Origin of the sequence: Streptomyces alboniger (assembly GCF_008704395.1) — a bacterium.
Lineage (GTDB): Bacteria > Actinomycetota > Actinomycetes > Streptomycetales > Streptomycetaceae > Streptomyces > Streptomyces alboniger.
Genome location: NZ_CP023695.1, coordinates 3,533,856 through 3,555,552, shown reverse-complemented (window position 1 = coordinate 3,555,552; position 21,697 = coordinate 3,533,856). Strand labels below are relative to the sequence as shown.

Sequence of the window (21,697 nt, the reverse complement as noted above, 5' to 3'; positions counted from 1 at the left end):
GGAGAGTGACAGAAAGGTGACTGTACGTGGCTTCACGGGGGGACGCTATCGGGCGGGACGGCTATCGGGCGGAACGCCTATCGGGCGGGACGCCTTCTGCCCGGGGGCTCCCCACCCGCCCCCGCCCCTCCAGGGAGGAGGTGTCAGATGGGGAAGGGGTCACTGGCCAAGCGAGCGTGCAACTCCACGTCGTAGCGCGTGCCGTCATAGACGAGCTTCTGGCGCTCCCTGCCTTCTATCGTGAACCCAGCGCCCATGGCGACTCGGCACGAGGCCGGGTTGTTCACCCGATGCCCCAGCTCCAGCCGGAACAGACCCGCGTCCTCGAAGGCCCAGTCGGCCAGCGCGACACATGCTCTCGTGGCCACTCCCTGTCCGCGTGCGCCGGACGTGGTCCAGTACGACACCCATCCGATGCCGTGCACCCGATCGACCGCACCCACGGCAACATTGCCCAGCACCACGCCGTCGGCACCGGTCACCGCGAAGGAATACTCCGAACCGTCGGCCCACCGACCGGCACGCCGCTCGATCCAGTCGGCCGCGGCGGTCGGCGTATCGACGGGCTGATCAGCCTGACGACCCATCTCCGGCTCCTTGAATGCCGCCACCAAGCTGTCACGGTCCCGAAGCGACCACGGGCGCAGAACCAACTGACCGGGAACCTCTACGTAATCACGCACACAAACAGCTTCCCCGGTCGTGGCCTCATGAGCGACCGCCCGCGTGTTTCCCGAGGCGGACCCGGTAACGTCGGACCTCGGGGATTACCAACGCAGCCGCCCCGGAGGGGACTTCGTGGGGATCGAGAGCGACCAGCTGGTCTACGACTATCTGAGCAGGGTCGGAGACCTGGCCCAGCAGCGGCAGTTGCCGTCGGGCGCCCGCATGCGCCTGGTCGCCGACCTGCGCAATCAGATCGACCGGGGCAGGGCCGGCGCGGGCGCGGGCGGCGACAGCCCCGCCGCCGTCCGCCGCATCCTGGCGCGGCTCGGCACCCCGGAAGACATCGTCGACGCGGCGGGCGAGACCCCCGGCACTCCCGGCACTCCAGACGCCCCCGCGGCCGTACCCCCGCAGCACGGAGGAGGAGAAGACGCAGCCAAGCGGCTTCGCCGCATCGTGCCCCGGCCCCGCCGTGCCCCCAAGACCCCGCCGCCGCAGGACCTGTTGGACCTGGACGACCCCCGCCCGTCCCCGCCGCATCTCGCGGGCTCGGACGAGCTGGGGCCGAGCGGTTCCGAGCCGGACTGGTGGCGGCTGGACAGCAGCCCCTTCGGCGGCGCGGACACCGTTCCCGGTTTCGTCGGCGGCGTGGAGATCCCCGAAATACTGAAACCCCCACCGGACCCGGACGACCCCCCGCGCCTCGGCAAGGAGGCCGCTGCGGAGGCCGGCGCGGAGGCCGAGGAGGAAGTGGAGGAAGTGGAAAAAGTGGGGGAGGCCGAGAGCCGCCGCCGCTGGCGCCCCCGCCTCCCCCGCCGCCCCGGCGAAGGCGCCGGCCTCAGCAACCCCCTGCTCCTCCTCGCCGCCGCCCTGCTCATCGCCGGTGCCGTCCTCGGCAACTGGCTGGCGCTCGGCGGTGGCTGGCTCATCGCCTACGCCTCCCGCAGGCTCTCCCGCGCCGAGGCGAAGTGGGCCGTGCTGGGGATGCCGGGGCTCGCGGTGGCCGCCGGGCTCACCTGGCTGTGGGGGCGTACGGACGGCCGGTGGGGCGATCCGATCCGGGACGGGCGGATGAGCGGCGCCATCGCCGAGACGTGGCCGTGGGTGGTGCGCGGCGCGGCCGTCGCCTCGGCGCTCTTCCTGGTGTGGAGATCGCAGCGACGACGGCCGTGAGCGCCGCACCCCTCACGCCTCACGCCGCACCCCGCACGGGGAGCCCTACTTCTTCGTCAGATCCGCCTGCATCTCGTCGAGGATCTTGTTGGCCGCGGTGTAGCCGATGCCCTGGATCCACAGCTCGTCCTTGACGGTGTGGACGTTGCCGGACTTCACGGCCTTCATGTTCTTCCACAGGCCGCTGCCGACGGTCTGCGTCTGCTTGGCCTTCTTCGGATCGCCGTACGTGGACTGGAAGATGACGTCCGTGTCGGCGAGGTCGATCTTCTCGGGCGACAGGTCGTAGGAGAAGCCGTCCTTCGCCTTCGCGGCGATCGGCGCGCGGCCGAGGCCGACGTCCTTGAGGAGCGTCGCGATGTAGGTCTGCTCGCCGTAGAGGCGGATGTCGGCGCCCTCGATGAAGCGCAGGACGTTGACCTTCGTCGCCTTCGCCTTCGCGGGGCCGCCGATGGCCTCGGTGACCTTCTTGGTGTGGGCCTCGTAGTCGGAGACGACCTTCTTCGCCTCGGCCCGCTTGCCCAGCGCGTCGGCGTGCACCTGGAAATTCTCCTTCCAGGGGAAGCCCGTCGTCTCCGTCATGACGGTCGGCGCGATCTTCTTCAGCTGGTCGTACTTGGCGGCGTGCCGGATCTTCGACGTGAGGATCAGGTCGGGCTTGAGCGCGGCGATGGCCTCCATGTTGGGGGTCATCATCTCGCCGACGTCCTTGATGCCGCTGACCTTGTCCTTCGGCAGGTAGCCCGGGAAGCCCGACTCGGCCTCGACGTGCGTGGCGCCGACCGGCTTGACGCCCAGGGAGATCGCGGAGTCCAGCTCGGCGGTGTCGAGGACGACGACCCGCTCGGGGGCGACGGGGACCTTCACGTCACCCATGGCCGTCTTGAGGGTACGGGTCTTGCCCGAGCCGGAGTCCTTGTCGGAGTCCGAGGAGCCGCAGGCGGACAGCGCGAGCGCGCCGGTCAGGGCCAGGGAGCCGGTGAGGAGCGCGCGGCGGCGCAGCGGGGAGCGGAAGCGGTGCGTGGGGAGGGTCATGGGGACGCCTTTCATGCGTTAAACGGGGGTGCTGCTGGGGGCGGGCGCGGCCGCGGACCACGGCGCCCCGGGGACGACGAGGGGGGAGCCGGTCACGGGGTCCGCTACGACGACACACGCCAGGCCGAAGACGTCGCGTACGAGCTGTTCGGTGACGATCTTCGAGGGGGCGCCCTCGGCGACGACCTCGCCCGACTTCATGGCGACGAGGTGATCGGCGTACCGCGCGGCCTGGTTGAGGTCGTGCAGGACGACCACGACCGTGCGGCCGCGGTCGTGGTTGAGCTGGCGCACCAGGTCGAGGACCTCGACCTGGTGGGAGATGTCGAGGTACGTCGTCGGCTCGTCGAGGAGCAGCAGGTCGGTGTCCTGGGCCAGGGCCATCGCGATCCACACGCGCTGCCGCTGGCCGCCGGACAGCTCGTCGACGGCGCGTTCGGCGAGGGCGGCCACGTCGGTACGTTCCATGGCCTCCGTCACCGCCGTCTCGTCGGCGTCGGACCACTGCTGCCACCAGTGCTGGTGCGGCTGGCGGCCGCGCGCGACGAGGTCGGCGACGGTGATCGCCTCGGGGGCGACGGGCGTCTGCGGGAGCAGCCCGATCTGCTGGGCGATCTTCTTCGTGGGCAGCTTGGCGAGCGTCTCGCCGTCCAGGAGGACCGCGCCGCTCTTGGGCTTCAGGAGACGGCCGAGTGCCCGGAGCGTCGTGGACTTGCCGCACGCGTTGGGCCCGACGATCACGGTGACCTTGCCATCGGGGATCGCCAGGTCGAGGCGGTCGACGACCGTGCGGTCCTCGTAGGCGAGGGTCAGCTCGCGGGCCGAGAGTCGGGCGGCTGTCACGAGGTGCCTCCATTGCGGACGGAACGGCTGCGGACGATCAGCCAGATCAGGTACGGGGCACCGACGGCCGCCGTCAGCACGCCCACCGGCAGCTCCGTGGGCGAGAACAGGCGGCGGGCGAGCAGGTCGGCGAGGACCACGATCAGCGCCCCCATCAGCGCCGAGCAGAGCAGCGGGATCTGCGCGGTCCGGGTCATCCTGCGGGCGATCTGCGGGGCGAGCAGCGCCACGAAGTCGACGGGCCCCGCGGCGCTGGTCGCGACGGAGGCGAGGACGACGCCGAGCAGGACGAGCCCGAGGCGTACGCGGCCGAGGCGCACCCCGAGGGCGGTCGCCGTGTCGTCGTCCAGGGCGACCGAACGCTGCGCGCGGGCCGCCCAGAACACGCACGGCAGCAGCACGAGCAGCGTCAGGGCGAGCGGGTCCGCCTCGGCCCAGCCGCGGCCGTTGAGGGAGCCCGTCATCCAGATCTGCGCCTGCTGGGCGACGAGGTAGTCGCCCTTGGTCATGAAGAGCGTGGTCACCGAACGCAGCGCGATCGCGAAGCCGATGCCGATGAGCACGAACCGGGCGGCGTGCAGGCCGCCGCGCCACGCGAAGACGTACACGAGGGCGGCGGCCGCGATGCCGCCGATCACCGACAGGTAGGGCAGCACCGCGTACGAGGTGACGCCGAAGGTCATCGCGCCGACCGTCAGCGCGCTCGCGCCGTGGCTGATGCCGATGATGTCCGGGCTGGCGAGCGGATTGCGGGCCACGGTCTGGATGAGCCCGCCGGCCACCCCGAACGCGGCGCCGACGAGGAGCCCCACGACCATGCGGGGCTCACGCAGCGTGCCCACGACCAGCTCATCGGCGGAGGGCTGCCCGAGGACGACCTTCAGCGCCTCGACGGGCTGGACGTACGACTCCCCGACACACAGGTACGCCAGACAGCTCGCGGCGAGCAGAACGCCGAGCCCGAGGGCGACGAGGGCAGCCCGCCGGTGCAGGAGGAAGGCGGCACGGCCCACGCGTACGACGGCGTATCCGACGGGACGGATCGGACGGATCCGGCGCGGGGCACACGGCACGGAACTCACGCGGCGACCGCCTTCCTGCGCACCAGCGCCACGAGGAACGGCACCCCGATCAGCGCGGTCATCACCCCGGCGGGCACCTCGCTGGGCGGGAACACGACGCGCCCCACCACGTCGGAGGCGAGCAGCATCACGGGACCGAGCACCGCCGCCATCGGCAGCACCCAGCGATGGTCGCTGCCCACGACCGCGCGGGCGATGTGCGGGACGGCCAGGCCGATGAAGGCGATGGGCCCCGCCGCGGCGACCCCCACCCCGGTGAGGACCGTCGCCCCGAGCCCGCCCACGATCCGTACCGTCGCCACGTTCTGTCCGAGTCCCTTCGCCACGTCCTCGCCGAGCGCCAGCGCGTCCAGGCCCCGCGCGACCGCGAGGACGAGCACGAGGCCCACGAGGAGGAACGGCCAGATCTGGCCGACGATCTCGGAGTCCCGCCCGGAGAGCGAGCCGACCTGCCAGAAGCGGAACTCGTCGAGCGCGGAGGCCTTGGTGGTGAGGATCGCCGTGGTCACCGAGACCAGCAGGGCGTTGATGGCGGCGCCGCCCAGCGCGAGCTTCACCGCGCTCGCCCCGCCCCGCCCGCTCGCCGCGATCGCGTACACGGCGACCGACGCGAGACCGGCGCCCACGAAGGCGTACCAGACGTATCCGGTCAGTGTGTGGACGCCGGCGAAGGCGATCGCGGTGACCACGCCCACCGAGGCGCCCTGGCTGATGCCGAGGATGCCGGGGTCGGCGATGGGGTTGCGGGCGATGCCCTGCAACACCGTCCCGGCCAGCGCGAGCGCCGCGCCGACCATCAGACCGATGGCGGTGCGCGGCACCCGCATCTCGCGGACGACCTCCGCGGAGTCGCTGTGCCCGCCGTGCAGCAGCGCGTCGAGGACCGTGGTGGGGGCGATCGCGCGGGCGCCGACCGCGAGGCTGAGCAGGACCGCGAGCAGCAGGGCCACGACGGCCGCCATCATCACGGCAGCGCGTCGGACGGGCACACGCATCGGCTGGACTCGTTTCGGAGTGCGGAGAGCTGAACGTTGGTAAGGCTTGGCTAAGCGCGCACAGTCTAAGGGTGGGGGCAGTGACCGCCTGGGCAGAATGGGCGCATGACCTCACGCGCGCTGACCGTCGGCTTCGACCTCGACATGACGCTGATCGACTCCCGCCCCGGCATCAAGGCCGCCTACCAGGCGCTTTCCGCGGAGACAGGGACGTACATAGACGCCGATCTGGCCGTCACGCGCCTCGGGCCGCCGCTGGAGCAGGAGCTGCGGAACTGGTTCCCCGAGGAGAGGATCCGGGAAATGGGCGACCGCTACCGTGAGATCTATCCCACATACGCCATCGCGCCGACGCTCGCGATGCCCGGCGCCCGCGAGGCGGTGGCCGCGGTCCGCGCGCGTGGCGGCCGCGCGATCGTGGTGACCGCCAAGCACGAGCCGAACGCGAAGCTGCACCTGGCCCACCTCGGCATCGAGGCCGACGCGGTCATCGGCTGGCTCTGGGCGGAGGCGAAGGCGGAGGCCCTGCGCGAGCACGAGGCGTCCGTGTACGTCGGTGACCACACCGGCGACGTACGCGGCGCGCGTACGGCGGGCGCGCTGTCCGTCGCGGTGGCGACCGGGCCGTGCGACGCAGCGGAACTGCGCGCGGCGGGCGCGGACGTGGTCCTCGGCGGACTGACGGAGTTCGCGGACTGGCTCGACGCGTACGCCGCAGCGGGGCCTGTCTAGGGCCTGTCCGGCGGATCATGCCGCGGGCCGCGGGGTCTGGCACGCCGATCTGCGACGCACCAGACCCCGCTCACCGGCGCGGAAAGGTGACCGTCGCCCAAGTGCGGCCCGATCCGCCGGACAGGCCCTAGCCGGCCGCCGACCTCGCCTGCCGCCGCTGCACGGCGATGCCGCGCAGCACGCCCGCGGCCGCGATGAGGAAGCCGACGCCCATCAGCATGCACACCGCGTAGGCGAGCGGCGGGAAGGGGTCGGTGCCCAGGAACAGCGGGGCGACCGTGACCATGGTGGCCACGGCGCCGACGAAGAAGACGATTGCTCCGATCCGGACCATCCCGTCGCCGGGCCCGGCCGAATTCGCTTGGGTTTTGTCACGCACCCCACCAGGGTAGTTCCCAGCGCGAAGGAGGAACCCGAAGGAAGAGATCGGGGACGTCTTGTCACCGGCTCCCGGACCAATAGTCTTGGTCCCGGCGGGTCGGAAGACCCGCTGTAGTGCTATCCAGAGCCGTTTTCGCCCGGTCGTTCCCGGCTGGGCGGACCGGCATAGACGAGTACGACGAGGACGAGGACTTCACGTGCCTACCGGCAAGGTCAAGTGGTTCAACAGTGAGAAGGGCTTCGGCTTTCTCTCCCGCGACGACGGCGGCGACGTCTTCGTGCACTCCTCCGTACTGCCCGCCGGCGTCGACGCACTCAAGCCCGGCCAGCGCGTGGAATTCGGCGTGGTCGCGGGGCAGCGCGGAGACCAGGCCCTTTCCGTCACCCTTCTCGACCCGACCCCGTCGGTGGCGGCCGCGCAGCGCCGCAAGCCGGACGAACTCGCCTCGATCGTCCAGGACTTGACGACTCTGCTCGAGAACATCACCCCGATGCTGGAGAAGGGCCGCTACCCCGACAAGGCGTCGGGTGCGAAAATCGCGGGCCTGCTGAGGGCGGTCGCGGACCAGCTGGACGTATAGCCGCACGACCCGAGTACCGCACGACCCGAGTACCGGGCGGGCCTGTCCGGCCCGCCCGGCGTTCACGGAAACGCCAGCGCGCCCGGCCGCAGCGCGGGCACGAGCCCCTCGGCCGCGGCCCGCGTGAGCAGCCCCCGCACGGCCGCGTAGCCGTCCTCGCCCAGGTCCGCCGTGAACTCGTTGACGTACAGCCCGATGTGCTGGTCGGCGACGGCCGGATCCATCTCCTGGGCGTGTTCGAGTACGTAGGGCCGGGATGCCTCGGGGTCGTCCCAGGCCATGCGGACCGAGGCGCGGGCCGCCTGAGCGAGCTGTTCGAGCGCCGCAGCGCCCAGGCTCCGCTTCGCGATGATCGCGCCCAGCGGGATCGGCAGGCCCGTCGTGGCCTCCCAGTGCTCGCCCATGTCGGCGAGGCGGTGCAGACCGTAGTTCTGGTAGGTGAAGCGCGCCTCGTGGATGACCAGACCCGCGTCGACCTTCCCGTCGCGCACCGCGGGCATGATCTGGTCGAAGGGCAGCACGACGATCTCACCGACGCCGTCGCCGCCGAGCGTGTCCGCGGCCCAGAGCCGGAAGAGCAGATACGCCGTCGACTTCTCGCTCGGCACGGCCACCGTCCGGCCGGCCAGGTCCACACCCGGCTCACGGGTCAGGACGAGGGGTCCGCAGCCCCGGCCGAGCGCGCCGCCGCAGGGCAGCAGGGCGTACTCGTCGAGGACGTACGGCAGAACGGCGTACGACACCTTCAGCACGTCGAGGTCGAGGTCGGAGGCGGCCGGAGTGGCGGACGCGGCGCGCTCGGCGATGCCGTTCGTGATGTCGATGTCCGCGAACGTCACGTCCAGGCCGGGGGCGCCGGGCACCCGGCCGTGCGCCCACGCGTCGAAGACGAAGGTGTCGTTGGGGCAGGGCGAGTACGCGATGCGCAGCGGTGACTCAGTCGTTCCTGTCATGCGTGTTCCAACCCTTCAGTACCGGCGTGGACTTCCCGAACGCGTCGCTCAGCGCGGCCAGCGCCTCGCCGATCCGCCAGGCGGCGCGGTCGCGCGGTCCGACCGGATTGGAGACCGCGCGTATCTCAAGGACGGGCAGGCCGTGCAGGGCCGCCGCCTCGGCGACACCGAAACCCTCCATCGCCTCGGCCAGGGCACGCGGATGGCGCAGCCGCAGCCCGGCGGCACGCTCGGCGGTGCCGGTGACGGTGGAGACGGTCAGGACTGTGCCGGTCGCGGCACCGCAGGCAGCGGCGACATCTCGTACGAGGGAACGCGGCGGCCGGTGGGTGACGGCTCCGAAACCCAGCTCGGTGACGGGCACGAAGCCGTCCGGGGTCTCGGCGCCCAGGTCGGCGACGGTGATCTCGTCGGCGACGACGAGGGAGCCCACGGGGGCGTCGGGCTGGAAGCCGCCTCCGATGCCCGCCGAGACGACCAGGCCGTAGGGCCTGCCGGCGGCGGCGGCGCGGGCGAGCGCGGTCGCCGTGCCGGCCGCGGCGGCCGCGGGCCCCACGCCGACGGCCAGCGCGTCGAGGCGGCCCTCCGAGGGCAGCGCGCGGGCCACCGCGTCCCGTTCGGCCGGGACGGCGGTGGCGACGAGGACGCGCGGGTGAGGCACCGGACCGGAGGTCAGGAGTCCTTCTCGAACTTGAACGACCACAGGCCCGTGGCCTTCTGCGTGCCGCCCTTGCCGCCTTCCAGGAGGCTGACGGTCGACTTGTTGCCGCCACCGCCGTACTGCTGGTTGAAGAAGACGCTGCCGGGGATGACGACGTACGTCTTCTTGCTGGCCTCGGTCAGCGGCTGACCGTTCATCAGCAGCGTCCAGCCCTTCTCGGCGACCTCGGGGTCGACACCGAAGCGGACCTTCTCGTCGGGATCGATCTTGACGGTCTTCACGTCCTTGTCCTGGAGACAGGACTTGAGCTGCGACTGCTTCAGCTCCTTGCCGTCGTTGTAGCAGGAGGCCTCGGTGTTCACCGAGTCGCTGCCGACCGTCACGGTGGCCAGCGGCGTCGGCTTGTCACAGGCCGAGAGGACGAGGAGTCCGGCGGAGACGGCGCCAAGGGCGGCCACGGTGCGGCGGCGGCGCGCCGCGCTGTTCACATTCGCGGCTCCGCCGCGGAGCAGGGAGGTCATGGGCGAAGGCTATCGGGCGCGCTGTGGGGACCTGTTACGCGGGGGTCGCGGGCGTGCCGCGTCCGGCAGGCCGGGGTGGGTACGTCCGGGCGTGGCGCACGGGGCGGTCACACCACCCGGGCGCGGCGCGCGCCGCCGCCGCGGGCCGTCCTGAGCAGCCCCCGCACGGTCGAGAGCCAGCCGAGCGCGAGGATCCCCGCGGCCACCGACAGGCCGAGCGAGCCGTTCAGCGGCAGGGCGATGCCGATGGCGCCGCCGACCACCCAGGCGACCTGGAGCAGCGTCTCGGAGCGGGCGAAGGCGGAGGTGCGGACCTGCTCGGGGACGTCCCGCTGGATCAGCGCGTCCAGGGACAGCTTCGAGAGGGCCTGCGCGAAGCCCGCGCACGCGCCGAGGCAGGCCACGCCCACCGGCCCGAAGAACACCGCGGACGCGATCGCCACGCCCAGCACCACCGCGACGACCGTCACGATGATCAACTCCGGGGCCCGTGACTTCAGCCAGGCGCCCACGGCCGTGCCGAGAGCATTGCCCGTGCCCGCCGCGACGCCCACTATCCCGAGCGAGACGGCCGCGCTCTGCCCGCCGAGGGGATGCTCGCGCAGCAGGAACGCCAGGAAGAAGATGAGGAAGCCGGAGAGACAGCGCAGCGTGGCGTTGGCGGCCAGGGCGTGGGTGACGGCGGGGCCGACCGTCCGCAGCCCGAGGCGCCGCTTGCGGGTGGTGTCGGCGGCGGCCTCGGCGCGCGCGTGCAGATGCAGGTGTTCCTCGTCGGCGGCGAGCAGCGCCTTGCTCTCGCCCTTCGCCGAGTCGACCTTGCGGGGCAGCGAGAACGACAGGAACATCCCCGATACGAAGATCACGAACGCCCCGTACAGCGGCCAGCGCGGGCCGATCGCCTGGAGCCCCGCGCCCGCGGGCGCCGCCACCGCCGTCGCGAGAAGGCCCCCGAGCGTCACCCGGGAGTTCGCCTTGACCAGCGAGAACCGGGGTGGCAGAAGGCGCGGCACGACGGCACTGCGCACCACGCCGTACGCCTTCGACGCGACGAGTACGCCGAGCGCCGCCGGATACATCTCCACACTGCCGGTGGCGACGGCGCCCGAGAGGACCAGCGCGAGCAGGGCACGGGCCAGCATCGCACCGGCCATCGCGGCGCGGCGGCCGTGCGGGAGCCGGTCGAGGAGCGGGCCGATGACGGGGGCGAGGAGGGTGAAGGGGGCCATCGTGATGGCGAGGTAGAGCGCGACGCGCCCGCGGGCCTCGTCCGTCGGCACGGAGAAGAAGACGGTGGAGGCGAGAGCCACGGTGACCATGACGTCGCCCGCGCCGTTCACCGCGTGCAGCTCGATCAGCTTGCCGAGGCCGGACTCGCCCGCGCCGTGGGCGTGGGTCGCCTTGCGGATACCGCGGGCCGTCCCGGTGAACGGCAGATGCAGGGCACGTCCCAGCGCACGCGCGGCCCGCCTCGCCGGGCCCGGCGAGACGGTTCCTACGGATGTCGACCTTGTGGGGGCCACGTCGTTCATAGTGCCCTGTTGGGGGGACTACTAGCGCGGAGACTGGCTGTGAGCCTTGGGCGGTGTCGGGTGGGGCCCGCCCGCTGGGCTGCGGGGGTGGCGGTGCTTTCGCCGCATCTTCCACCCGCCCACCCGTTTGCCCCGCGTTGGAGGGGTTGTGAGGGCGGGTGGGTGGGGAAGGCGGCGCGGAGCGGCGGCGCTTCGGGGGGTGGTGCCGGGGGAGTGGAGGTCCCGCGGGGAGGGGGGCGGGCGAGGAGTTCGGGGGGAGCGCGCGGGCCGGGCGCGTACGTCGGTGTAGGCCCAGGGGCCAGGAGAAGGTAGCGTGCGTAGCGCGCCTGCGGCGGTTGTTCTTGGCCGCGCGCCTCTCGGTCATCCCGCAGAATGGGTGACGTAGGTGCGCCCGAGAACGTCGGGCGCGGACGTTGACGCGGCCCCCTGGTCCGCTCCGTCCGCCCCCCGCGTAAGGGTGGCGCACTCGTGAGACGGCGTAGGAGAGAAGCGATACCTGTGAGCGCAGCGACAACGCGAAGCCGTACCCAGCGCACCCCGCGTACCCCCGACCGCCTGTGCGCCGAGGCGGTCGGCCTCGCGCGCGCCGCGGCCGAGGAGACCGCCGCGCCCGGTGTGGTCGGTGAGCATGTCGAGGTCGTCGTCGAGGGCGACCGCGTCGTCACGCACCTGTTCGAGTGCAAGGAGTTCGGCTACCGCGGCTGGCGCTGGGCGGTGACGGTCGCCCGTGCCTCGCGGGCGAAGGTCGTCACGCTCGACGAGACGGTACTGCTGCCGGGCCCCGACGCCCTGCTGGCCCCCGAGTGGGTGCCGTGGAGCGAGCGGCTCCGCCCCGGCGACATGGGCCCCGGTGATCTGCTGCCGACCGACGCCGAGGATCTCCGTCTCGAGCCCGGCTTCACCGGCGAGGAGGAGCCGCCGCCGAACTCGATCGTGTCGCAGGAGATGGCGGCGCTCGCCGAGGCCGAGGACGCCGAGGTCACGGCGGGATCGCCCGCCGAGCTGCCGGTGGCCCCGGCGCGTGGCTCCATCGCGGCGATCGCCGATGAGCTGGGCATGCGCAGGGCGCGGGTCCTCTCGCGGTACGGGCTGCATGTCGCCGCCGACCGCTGGGAGGAGTCGCACGGCGCGAAGACCCCGATGGCGCAGGCGGCGCCGGCGGCGTGCGTGAGCTGCGGGTTCCTGGTCGCGATCGGTGGCTCGCTCGGGCAGGCGTTCGGGGTGTGCGCCAATGAGTTCGGGCCTGCGGACGGGCATGTCGTCTCGCTCTCGTACGGCTGCGGCGGGCACTCGGAGGCAGCCGTCATGCCGAAGCCGCCCCGGCCGGCGCCGCCGGTTCTCGACGAGACGCGGGTGGACGTACTGCCCCTTCGGCCCTCGGCGGACTCGGGGTCGGTCTCGGTGGAGGGCCCGAGCGAAGAACTGGGCCACAGCTAGCCCCGGCCCCGGGGCTCGGCGACCGACTCCGGTACGGAGCCGAGCCCGGACGTTGCCGGTTCCCAGCAGTGAAGGGGTCCTGTCCGGGGTCGTCTACCTGGGCATAGCCGGGTGGGCGGAGGGAATCGCCCCGCGTGAGCTCCTCGTCCTCTACTCGTTCGCGTTGGCCGGTCTGACGATCGGGCTGTTTCCGTCCCGCAAGCTGTTCACGACGTACGCCCGCGAGATCAACGAGGGCGTGACACGCGATACGTACGTCATGCCGCGCCGGCACGTCGTGTTCTGCGTTGCCGTCATGATCGTCATGTCGGTGGCGTCGTTCGCGCTGACGCGCGCATAAGCCCGCCGGGACCTCCCGGCCGGCATCCCCAGGTGTCCTCAGGCGCCCGCGCCAGGAGGCGGTAGCGTTCGCCCGCAGGGCGACCCCGGCCCACAGTGGAGGGGAAAGCCGCAGCCCAGTCCGACCCAGTCCGACCCCGCCAAGCCCAGCGCAGCGGAACCGCAGAGGAGAGTCACGCCCGTGAGCAAGACCGTGCGGCCGGCGGCCGAAGGTACGGATCCCTTCGGCACCGCCCGCCTCCGCCACGGAGTCCTCGACGCCTGGGCGGCGGCCCCCGCCCGCTTCCGTGAGGACGCCAACGCCGAGGAAGACCTCGCCCTCGGCGGCTACCGCGACCGCCTGGTCGTCGAGCTGGCCCAGAACGCCTCCGACGCCGCCGCCCGCGCGGGCGTCCCCGGACGGCTCGCTCTGACGCTGCGCGACGGCGTCCTCGCCGCGGCGAACCGCGGCGCCCCCCTCGACGCCGCCGGGGTGGAGTCCCTGTCCACCCTCCGCGCCTCCGCGAAGCGGGAGGAGAGCAGGGACCAGAAGGGGCAGAGCGTGGGACGGTTCGGCGTCGGGTTCGCCGCCGTGCTCGCCGTCAGCGACGAGCCCGCCGTCGTGGGGCGGACCGGCGGCGTCCGCTGGTCGCTGTCCGAGGCCAGGGAACTGGCCGCGGAGACCGCCCGGTTCAGCCCCGGCCTCGGCGACGAGATCCGGCGCAGGGACGGGCACGTACCGCTGCTGCGGCTGCCACTGGCCGCCGAGGGCATCGCTCCCGAGGGTTACGACACCGTCGTCATCCTGCCCCTGCGCGACGCCGCCGCCGAGGACCTCGTCGCGCGGCTCCTCGGCGAGGTCGACGACGCCCTGCTCCTCGCCCTCCCGGGGCTCGAGGAAGTCAGCATCGAAACCCCGGACGGCACCACCCGCACCCTGCGCCGCCGCGCCGAGGCCCCGTACACCGTCGTCGAGGACAGCAGGGACGGCACGACCCGCTGGCGCACCGTCAGCCGCCAGGGCGCCCTCGACGCCGCCCTCCTGAAGGACCGGCCCGTCGAGGAGCGGCTGCGCCCGCACTGGTCGGTCACCTGGGCCGTGCCGGCGGACCGCTCAGGCGCCCCGGAGCGGCCCCGCACCACCCCCGTCGTGCACGCGCCGACACCCAGCGACGAGCCGCTCGGCGTACCGGCGCTGCTCATCGCGTCGTTCCCGCTGGACACCGCACGGCGGCACGCCGCGCCCGGTCCGCTGACCGACTTCCTCGTGGAGCGGGCGGCGGACGCGTACGTCGAACTCCTCGGCGAATGGCGGCCGGTGGGCGAGGAGATCATCGGCCTGGTGCCCGGGCCGCTCGGTCAGAGCGAGCTGGACGGCGCCCTGCGCCGGGCCGTTCTGGAGCGGCTGCCGCGTACCGCCTTCCTGCCGCCCGCCCTGCCCCGGGGCGAGGAGGACGAGGACGGTCTGCCCGAGACGCTGCGGCCCCGGGACGCGGAGGTCGTGGAGGGCGCCGGTGCCGACACGGTCCGGGTGCTCGCCGAGGTGCTGCCCAGCCTGCTGCCCGCGGGACTTGAGCGCCGCGCCGAGCTGCGCACCCTCGGTGTCGCCCGCGTCCCGCTGACCGAGGCGATCGACCGGCTCGCCGGTCTGGAGCGGGAGCCCGACTGGTGGCGCCGCCTTTACGACACCCTCGCCGGGGTCGACCCGGAGCGGCTCTCGGGACTGCCGGTGCCGCTCGCCGACAGGCGTACGACGATCGGGCCCCGGCAGGTGCTGCTGCCCGCCCCCGGTGACGAGCGCGACCCCGCGTCGCTGGCCCGCCTCGGCCTGAAGGTCGCCCACCCGGACGCCGCCCACCCGCTGCTGGAAAAGCTCGGCGCGCTCCCCGCCACGCCCCGCGCCGTCCTGACCACGCCGCAGGTGCGCGCGGCCGTCGCCGTTTCCCTCGACGACGACACGTGGGACGAGGACGCCCTGGACGCCGAGGAGCTGGCGGACGTCGTGCTCGCGCTGGTGCGGGACGCGAACCTCGCGCCCGGTGACGAGCCGTGGCTCGCCGCCCTCGCCCTGCCCGACGAGGACGGCGAACTGGCACCCGCCGGTGAACTCGTCCTGCCGGGCAGCGACTTCGCGGCCGTCATGCGCGAGGACGAACTGGCCCTCGCCGACCAGGAGTTGACCGAGCGCTGGGGCGAGCAGCCGCTGGCCGCCTGTGGTGTGCTCGCCACCTTCGCGCTCGTACGGGCCACCGACGTCGTCCTCGACCCGGACGAACTGGAGCCGCGTGAGGGCGACTTCGCCGAGCCCGACGACGTAGGGCTCCTCGACGCCGTCGACGTGTGGTGCGAGGACCTGCTCGACCGGCTGCCGGACACCCCGGTGCCGCCGGTCGCCACGGAGATCGTCGCCGTACGGGATCTGGACCTGGTCGACGACGAATGCTGGCCGCAGGCGCTCGCGATGCTCTCGCGCCCGCCGCTGCGGGACGCGCTGACGCAGCCGCTGCGGGTGCTGCTGCCGGACGGCACGACGCAGACCGTCCGCTCGTACACGGCCTGGTGGCTGCGCGGCCACCCCGTCCTCGACGGGCGCCGTCCCGCCGGACTGCGCGCGGAAGGCGGCGATCCGCTCCTGGTGGGGCTGTACGACGCGGCGGACGCGTCCGGGTTCGGCGACGAGCAGGTGCTGCGCGCCCTCGGCGTACGCACGTCCGTCGCGGCCCTCCTTGAGGAGCCGGGCGGTGCCGCCGAACTCCTCGACCGGCTCGCGGACCCCGAGCGGCCCGTTTCGCCCGGCCAACTGCACGCCCTGTACGGCGCGCTGGCGGATCTCGACCCGGAGCGGGTGACGCTCCCCGACGAGCTGCGCGCGGTGGTGGACGGCGAGGTCGTGGTGGTCGACGCGGCGGACGCGGTGGTCGCCGACGCCCCCGACCTGCTGCCGCTGGCCGAGGGTGTGGCGCTGCTGCCCGTCGAGCCCCGCAGGGCCGGTGACCTGGCGGAGCTGTTCCAGGTGCGCAGGCTGAGCGAGACGGCGGCCGTCGATCCCGCGGGACAGGGCGTCGAGCGTGCGGTGCCGGAACCGGTGCGGATCCTGCTGGGCGCGACGACCCCGCGGACGTACGTCGAGCACGACGAACTGATCGCGGGCGGTGTCGAGCTGGACTGGCGGCGCACCCCGGACGGCACCGTGCACGCGGCGACCCTGGAGGGGGTCGCGGCCGGGCTCGCCTGGGCGGCGGGGCAGTGGCCGCGCCGCTTCGAGGTGGCGGCGCTGCTCGAAGACCCCTCGCGGACGGCGGAGTTGGCGCGGGACCGCTGGTTCGACTGACGGACGGCTGGCGACCGTTACCCGGAATGCCCGCTTCCGTCCCGGCCAACGGGGCGGAAGCGGGCATTCCGTAGATTGGTTGCGTTTTCTTCAATCGTCGTACAACCGTTCGCCTTTGACGCGAGTCTGATCTTGCGAGTCAACAGACTCCTAGATCACTCGGTTCCCGCGTGAAGGCGTCACGCACCGTGGGAACCCCTTCTCCGACTGGGGAAACACATGCGCATCCGTGCCACCGTGGCCGCACTGTCCGGCACCCTGGCTCTGTCCGCACTCGCTCTCCCGGCCGCCCAGGCCGCCGACGGGCCGAACCTCTCGAAGCTCGACGCCCTGGTCGCCAAGGCTCCGGCCGACGAGGCCGAGGGCGACACCAAGATCACGAAGGTCACCGTCAACGGCGGCAAGGCCCTTGTGCTCGGCACCACCGAGAAGAAGAAGTTCACCATCGATGTCACCGCGACCGATCCGGAGGGCATCTACGGCGCCAACGCCTTCCTCTGGCACGGCACGGACCTCGACAGCGAGAACGGCATCGACGGCTTGATGATCGCGGACGGCGACGCCAAGTGCACGGTCGTGAACGCGACCACCTCGACCTGCACGGTCGCGATCACCGCCGACCCGAAGAGCGACTTCTACAGCAACATCGTGGCCGGCAAGTGGCACGTCGGCGCCTCGGCGATCGGCAAGGACGGCGACTTCATCAGCAAGGACAAGGCGCCCTCGGACGCCCGGGTCCTGCGCGCCGCCAAGCTCACCACCAACGCCTCCCCGGAGCCGGTCAAGAAGGGCAAGACCATCACGGTCACCGGCGCCCTGACCCGCGCCAACTGGGAGACCTACAAGTACGCCGGCTACACCGGCCAGTCCGTGAAGCTGGAGTTCAAGAAGAAGGGCGCGAGCACGTACTCCACCGTCAAGACGGTGAAGTCCGGCTCGAAGGGCGCGCTGAAGACCACCGTCACGGCCTCCGTCGACGGAAACTACCGCTACGTCTTCGCGGGCTCGTCCACCACCGCGCCCGTCACGGCCACCAGCGACGCCATCGACGTCCAGTAGTCACGGCTCACGCCGGCACGCGGCGGTCCACCCAGCGGTAGATGACCTCGATGGCCAGCGAGGCCACCGCCGCGATCGCGACCGCCGCCCACGGCATCGTCGTGCCCACCAGCTTCAGCTGGAAGAAGTCCTGGAGCCAGGGCACGGTCAGCACGAGCAGGAAGCCGAGACCCATCGCGCCGATGAGGCCGATCCGCCACCACGTGTAGGGGCGGGCGATGATGGCGAGGACCCACATGGCGATCAGGAACAGTGCCAGAGTGGCCGCGCTTGTCTCGGCTTCCCGCGCGCCCGCGCCCTCGTAGTGGTGCCGGGCCAGAAGGTACGTCGCGAAGGTGGCGCCGCCCGCGATCACGCCGCCCGGGATCGCGTAGCGCATGACCCTGCGGACGAAGTGCGGTTGCGCGCGCTCCTTGTTGGGGGCGAGGGCCAGGAAGAAGGCCGGGACGCCGATCGTCAGCGTGGACAGCAGCGTCAGATGGCGCGGCAGGAACAGGTACTCGACCTGCGAGCAGACCACGAGCAGCGCGAGGATCACCGAGTAGACGGTCTTCACCAGGAACAGTGTGGCCACGCGCGTGATGTTGCCGATGACGCGGCGGCCCTCGGCGACGACGGAGGGCAGCGTCGCGAAGCTGTTGTTGAGGAGCACGATCTGGGCCACGGCCCGCGTCGCCTCCGAGCCCGAACCCATCGAGACGCCGATGTCGGCGTCCTTCAGAGCCAGTACGTCGTTCACCCCGTCGCCCGTCATCGCGACCGTGTGCCCCCGTGACTGGAGGGCGCCCACCATGTCGCGCTTCTGCTGCGGGGTGACCCGGCCGAAGACCGCGTTGTCGTCCAGGGCTCGCGCCATCTCGTCCTTCTCGGCGGGCAGCCGCCGCGCGTCCACGGTGTTCTGCGCGCCGGGCAGGCCGAGCTTGCCCGCGACCGCGCCCACCGAGACCGCGTTGTCGCCCGAGATGACCTTGGCGGCCACGTCCTGCTCCTCGAAGTAGCGCAGGGTGTCCGCGGCGTCGGGGCGCAGCCGCTGCTCCAGGACGACCAGGGCGGCGGCGTCCGCCCGGTCGGCCACGTCGGGATCGTCGAGGTCGCCGGCGGCGCGGGCGAGGAGCAGGACGCGCAGGCCCTGTTCGTTCAGCTCCTCGATCTCGGTGAGGGCCGGGTCGTCGTCGGGCAGCAGCACGTCGGGCGCGCCGAGCAGCCAGGCGGACGCGGTGCCGTCGCCCTCGCTGAAGGAGGCGCCGCTGTACTTGCGGGCCGAGGAGAAGGGCAGGGACTCCGTGCAGCGCCACTCCTCGCTGTCGGGGTAGGCGTCGATGATGGCCTGGAGGGAGGCGTTCGGGCGCGGGTCGGATTCGCCGAGGGCGCCGAGGACTTTACGTACGTACTCCTCGTCGGAGCCGTTCAGCGGGCGCAGCTCGGTGACGTCCATGCCTCCCTCGGTGAGGGTTCCGGTCTTGTCCAGGCAGACCGTGTCGACGCGCGCGAGGCCCTCGATCGCGGGCAGTTCCTGGACGAGGCACTGCTTGCGGCCCAACCGGATCACCCCGATCGCGAAGGCCACGGAGGTGAGGAGGACGAGCCCCTCCGGGATCATGGGGACGATCCCGCCCACCGTGTATGCGATGGACTCCTTGAAGTTGTCGTCCTTGACGACGAGCTGGGAGATCACCAGGCCGACGGAGGTCGGCACCATCAGCCACGTCACGTACTTGAGGATCGTGGAGATGCCGGAGCGCAGCTCGGAGTGGACGAGGGTGAAGCGGCTCGCCTCCTCGGCGAGCTGCGCGGCGTACGCCTCGCGGCCGACCTTGGTGGCGGTGAACGAGCCGCCGCCCGCGACCACGAACGAGCCCGACATCATCCTGTCGCCGGGCTTCTTGACGACGGGGTCTGCCTCGCCGGTCAGGAGCGACTCGTCGACCTCCAGGCTGTCGGTCTCCACGGCCTCGCCGTCCACCGGGATCTTGTCGCCGGGGCCCAGCTCCACCAGGTCGCCGAGGACGATCTCGGAGGCGGAGATCTCGGCGGCCCTGCCGTCGCGCCGCACGGTCGGCTTGGCCTCGCCGATGACGGCCAGGGAGTCGAGGGTCTTCTTGGCGCGCCACTCCTGGATGATGCCGATGCCGGTGTTGGCGACGATCACGAAGCCGAAGAGGCTGTCCTGGATCGGCGCGACGAACAGCATGATCACCCAGAGCACGCCGATGATCGCGTTGAAGCGGGTGAAGACGTTGGCCCGGATGATCTCGGCGAGGGAGCGGGAGCTGCGGACCGGTACGTCGTTGACCTCGCCGCGGGCGACCCGCTCGGCGACCTCGGCGGCGCTCAGCCCCTTGGGCGGCCCCTCGGGCGGCTGCACGGGGTGGACGGGGTCGAGTTCGGCGCCCGCGTCGATATGCGTCATGCATTCGACGGTAAGGGCGGTGCTGGGGCTTCACCCCTTGAATGCCCCAAAGATCCGACCACGGTAGGACGGGCCCGGTCCCGTGGTCGTACGGGCTAGTCGGACTGAGTGACCTTCGACCTCTTGATCGCGGCGTCGCGCACCCGTACGTACCAGATGCCGATGAGGCCGAGGCCGCCGCCGGCCAGGCAGGTCCACACCCACCAGGTGGCGTCGCGGTCGTCGAACCAGCCGTAGAAGGGGAGCTGGGCCAGGAAGAGGACGAACCAGAGGATCGTGCCGCCCGTGATGGTGGCGACCACGGGGCCCTCAAGGGGCTCCGGCGCTTCGTGCTTGGGGGTCCACTTGGCCATGGGGCCTAGCTTACGGGGCCCCTGCCGGGGGCCCCGCGGCACCCGCGGCCCCCGGCCGTGCCCTTGCCCCGCCGGGGTCTACGCGCGGAGATAGCGATTTCCGCTTTATGTATTCATACTGAAACGGCTTATGAATGGCCGGTTGCTTTCGTACGAAAATACAAGTCACGAGGTTTTCCATGTCCCCCTCGGCCACTGCCCCGGTCGACGCCGGTAAAGAGCCCCCGAAGCCCCCGCAGGGCGGGCTCGACGGCTACTTCAAGATCAGCGAGCGGGGCTCGACCCTGGTCAGGGAAGTCCGCGGCGGCTTCGCCACCTTCTTCGCGATGGCGTACATCATCGTGCTCAACCCGATCATCCTGGGCAGCGCGAAGGACATGTACGGGCACCAGCTCGACAACAAGCAGCTGGTCACCGCGACCGTGCTCACCGCCGCCTTCACCACGCTCCTGATGGGCGTCGTCGGCAACGTCCCGATCGCGCTCGCCGCGGGCCTCGGTGTGAACACCGTCGTCGCCCTCCAGCTCGCGCCCCGCATGTCCTGGCCCGACGCCATGGGCATGGTCGTCCTCGCGGGCTTCGTCGTGATGCTGCTCGTCGCGACCGGACTGCGGGAGCGCGTGATGAGCGCCGTGCCGCTCGGCCTGCGCAAGGGCATCGCGATCGGCATCGGCCTGTTCATCATGCTGATCGGCCTCGTCGACTCCGGCTTCGTCTCGCGCATGCCGGACGCCGCGCACACCACCGTGCCGTTGCAGCTCGGCGGGGACGGTCACCTCAACGGCTGGCCGGTGCTCGTCTTCGCGCTCGGCGTGCTGCTGACGCTGGCCCTGATGGTGCGCAAGGTGCCGGGCGCCATCCTGATCAGCATCGTCGTCATGACGCTCGTCGCGATGATCATCAACTCCGTCGCTGAGGTGCCGTCCTGGGGTCTGACCACTCCCGAGTGGCCGGGCAACCCGGTCTCGACGCCCGACTTCGGGCTCGTCGGTGAGATCAGCCTGTTCGGCGGCTTCGAGAAGGTCGGCGTCCTGACCGGCGTCCTCTTCGTCTTCACCGTGCTGCTCTCGTGCTTCTTCGACGCGATGGGCACGATCATGGGCATCGGCGACGAGGCGAAGCTGACCGACGCGAACGGCAACATGCCCGGCATCAACAAGGTGCTCTTCGTGGACGGCATCGCGGTCGCCGCGGGCGGCGCCTCGTCCTCCTCGGCCACCACCTGCTTCGTGGAGTCCACGGCGGGCGTCGGCGAGGGCGCGAGGACCGGCCTCGCGAACGTCGTCACCGGCGGCCTCTTCGCCGTCGCGCTCTTCCTCACGCCGCTCGCCACGATGGTCCCGTCCCAGGCGGCCACCCCCGCGCTGCTCGCGGTGGGCTTCCTGATCCTGTCGGGCTCCATCCGCCAGATCGACTGGGCGGATTACACGATCGCGATCCCCGCGTTCGTGACGATGCTGATGATGCCGTTCACGTACTCGATCACGAACGGCATCGGCATGGGCTTCATCACCTTCACGGTGTTGAGGCTGGCCGCGGGCCGGGGGCGGGACGTTCCGGCTGCGATGTACGCGGTGTCGGCCGTGTTCGCCTTCTATTACCTGATGCCGGCGTTGGATCTGACGTAGGCACGGTGG

Annotated in this window: 20 protein-coding genes; 8 read left to right on the top strand and 12 right to left on the bottom strand. The window is 71.9% G+C overall.

Features of this window, described 5'->3' with window-relative positions:
• Positions 1-143: 143 nt before the first annotated feature.
• Entirely contained in the window at positions 144-683 is a 540-nt protein-coding gene (locus CP975_RS15590) for a GNAT family N-acetyltransferase (protein WP_055535967.1), read from the bottom strand.
• 115 nt (positions 684-798) lie between these two features.
• On the opposite strand from CP975_RS15590, the gene CP975_RS15585 reads away from it, so the two are divergent.
• Positions 799-1,839, top strand: coding sequence for an HAAS signaling domain-containing protein (locus CP975_RS15585; RefSeq protein ID WP_150477015.1), 1,041 nt, complete (start codon positions 799-801; stop codon positions 1,837-1,839).
• Positions 1,840-1,884: 45 nt separating this feature from the next.
• Here the strand turns inward: CP975_RS15585 and CP975_RS15580 are convergent, their stop codons facing one another.
• The 4 genes from CP975_RS15580 to CP975_RS15565 are packed head-to-tail and all read right to left on the bottom strand — an operon-like array spanning position 1,885 to position 5,794.
• A complete protein-coding gene (locus tag CP975_RS15580) occupies positions 1,885-2,874 on the bottom strand; it encodes an ABC transporter substrate-binding protein (protein ID WP_055532701.1) in 990 nt (329 codons plus the stop codon).
• Positions 2,875-2,892: 18 nt separating this feature from the next.
• Positions 2,893-3,717, bottom strand: coding sequence for an ABC transporter ATP-binding protein (locus CP975_RS15575; RefSeq protein ID WP_055532703.1), 825 nt, complete (start codon positions 3,715-3,717; stop codon positions 2,893-2,895).
• Entirely contained in the window at positions 3,714-4,799 is a 1,086-nt protein-coding gene (locus CP975_RS15570) for a FecCD family ABC transporter permease (protein WP_055532705.1), read from the bottom strand. The genes CP975_RS15575 and CP975_RS15570 overlap by 4 nt, the downstream gene beginning before the upstream one ends.
• On the bottom strand, positions 4,796-5,794 hold the full coding sequence (locus CP975_RS15565) for a FecCD family ABC transporter permease (protein ID WP_055532707.1): 999 nt from the start codon (positions 5,792-5,794) through the stop codon (positions 4,796-4,798). Before CP975_RS15565 ends, CP975_RS15570 begins: the two co-directional genes overlap by 4 nt.
• Positions 5,795-5,899: 105 nt before the next feature.
• On the opposite strand from CP975_RS15565, the gene CP975_RS15560 reads away from it, so the two are divergent.
• Positions 5,900-6,526: an HAD family hydrolase gene (locus tag CP975_RS15560; protein WP_055532710.1), complete on the top strand. Its 627-nt coding sequence runs from the start codon at positions 5,900-5,902 to the stop codon at positions 6,524-6,526.
• Positions 6,527-6,653: 127 nt separating this feature from the next.
• Here the strand turns inward: CP975_RS15560 and CP975_RS15555 are convergent, their stop codons facing one another.
• Positions 6,654-6,905 (bottom strand): hypothetical protein, encoded by a 252-nt coding sequence (locus tag CP975_RS15555; protein WP_030795004.1) that lies wholly within the window; start codon positions 6,903-6,905, stop codon positions 6,654-6,656.
• Positions 6,906-7,104: 199 nt separating this feature from the next.
• Between CP975_RS15555 and CP975_RS36240 the strand changes: the two genes are divergently transcribed.
• The gene (locus CP975_RS36240) at positions 7,105-7,488 is read left to right on the top strand and encodes a cold-shock protein (protein ID WP_055532712.1); all 384 of its coding nucleotides are present in this window, start codon (positions 7,105-7,107) and stop codon (positions 7,486-7,488) included.
• 62 nt (positions 7,489-7,550) lie between these two features.
• On the opposite strand, the gene CP975_RS15545 is transcribed toward CP975_RS36240, so the two are convergent.
• The 4 genes from CP975_RS15545 to CP975_RS15530 form a co-directional block, all read right to left on the bottom strand.
• Entirely contained in the window at positions 7,551-8,441 is an 891-nt protein-coding gene (locus CP975_RS15545) for a 1,4-dihydroxy-6-naphtoate synthase (RefSeq protein WP_055532714.1), read from the bottom strand.
• On the bottom strand, positions 8,425-9,144 hold the full coding sequence (locus tag CP975_RS15540; RefSeq protein WP_150477014.1) for a futalosine hydrolase: 720 nt from the start codon (positions 9,142-9,144) through the stop codon (positions 8,425-8,427). Before CP975_RS15540 ends, CP975_RS15545 begins: the two co-directional genes overlap by 17 nt.
• A complete protein-coding gene (locus CP975_RS15535; RefSeq protein ID WP_150477013.1) occupies positions 9,114-9,623 on the bottom strand; it encodes a DUF2771 domain-containing protein in 510 nt (169 codons plus the stop codon). Before CP975_RS15535 ends, CP975_RS15540 begins: the two co-directional genes overlap by 31 nt.
• 107 nt (positions 9,624-9,730) lie before the next feature.
• Positions 9,731-11,152: an MFS transporter gene (locus tag CP975_RS15530; protein ID WP_150477012.1), complete on the bottom strand. Its 1,422-nt coding sequence runs from the start codon at positions 11,150-11,152 to the stop codon at positions 9,731-9,733.
• A 498-nt stretch (positions 11,153-11,650) separates the two neighbouring features.
• On the opposite strand from CP975_RS15530, the gene CP975_RS15520 reads away from it, so the two are divergent.
• The 4 genes from CP975_RS15520 to CP975_RS15505 all read left to right on the top strand — a co-directional run bounded on the left by CP975_RS15520 (position 11,651) and on the right by CP975_RS15505 (position 17,297).
• Positions 11,651-12,589 (top strand): DUF3027 domain-containing protein, encoded by a 939-nt coding sequence (locus tag CP975_RS15520; RefSeq protein WP_055532076.1) that lies wholly within the window; start codon positions 11,651-11,653, stop codon positions 12,587-12,589.
• Between the two features lie 52 nt (positions 12,590-12,641).
• Complete coding sequence (locus CP975_RS15515) at positions 12,642-12,929, top strand: hypothetical protein (protein WP_246201529.1); 288 nt, start codon at positions 12,642-12,644, stop codon at positions 12,927-12,929.
• 180 nt (positions 12,930-13,109) lie between these two features.
• Positions 13,110-16,238: a sacsin N-terminal ATP-binding-like domain-containing protein gene (locus CP975_RS15510; protein ID WP_055532079.1), complete on the top strand. Its 3,129-nt coding sequence runs from the start codon at positions 13,110-13,112 to the stop codon at positions 16,236-16,238.
• A 219-nt stretch (positions 16,239-16,457) separates the two neighbouring features.
• Positions 16,458-17,297: a DUF5707 domain-containing protein gene (locus CP975_RS15505; RefSeq protein WP_055532081.1), complete on the top strand. Its 840-nt coding sequence runs from the start codon at positions 16,458-16,460 to the stop codon at positions 17,295-17,297.
• Between the two features lie 7 nt (positions 17,298-17,304).
• Here the strand turns inward: CP975_RS15505 and CP975_RS15500 are convergent, their stop codons facing one another.
• Together CP975_RS15500 and CP975_RS15495 are read right to left on the bottom strand one after the other, a co-directional pair.
• Positions 17,305-19,707 carry an HAD-IC family P-type ATPase gene (locus CP975_RS15500; RefSeq protein ID WP_055532083.1) on the bottom strand — a complete coding sequence of 801 codons (2,403 nt, stop codon included), beginning with the start codon at positions 19,705-19,707 and terminating at the stop codon, positions 17,305-17,307.
• Positions 19,708-19,802: 95 nt separating this feature from the next.
• Positions 19,803-20,060 (bottom strand): DUF2530 domain-containing protein, encoded by a 258-nt coding sequence (locus tag CP975_RS15495; RefSeq protein ID WP_030787816.1) that lies wholly within the window; start codon positions 20,058-20,060, stop codon positions 19,803-19,805.
• A gap of 179 nt (positions 20,061-20,239) precedes the next feature.
• Here CP975_RS15495 and CP975_RS15490 point away from each other — a divergent pair, with 179 nt between their 5' ends.
• Positions 20,240-21,688 (top strand): NCS2 family permease, encoded by a 1,449-nt coding sequence (locus CP975_RS15490; protein ID WP_055532085.1) that lies wholly within the window; start codon positions 20,240-20,242, stop codon positions 21,686-21,688.
• The last annotated feature ends 9 nt before the right edge of the window (positions 21,689-21,697 follow it).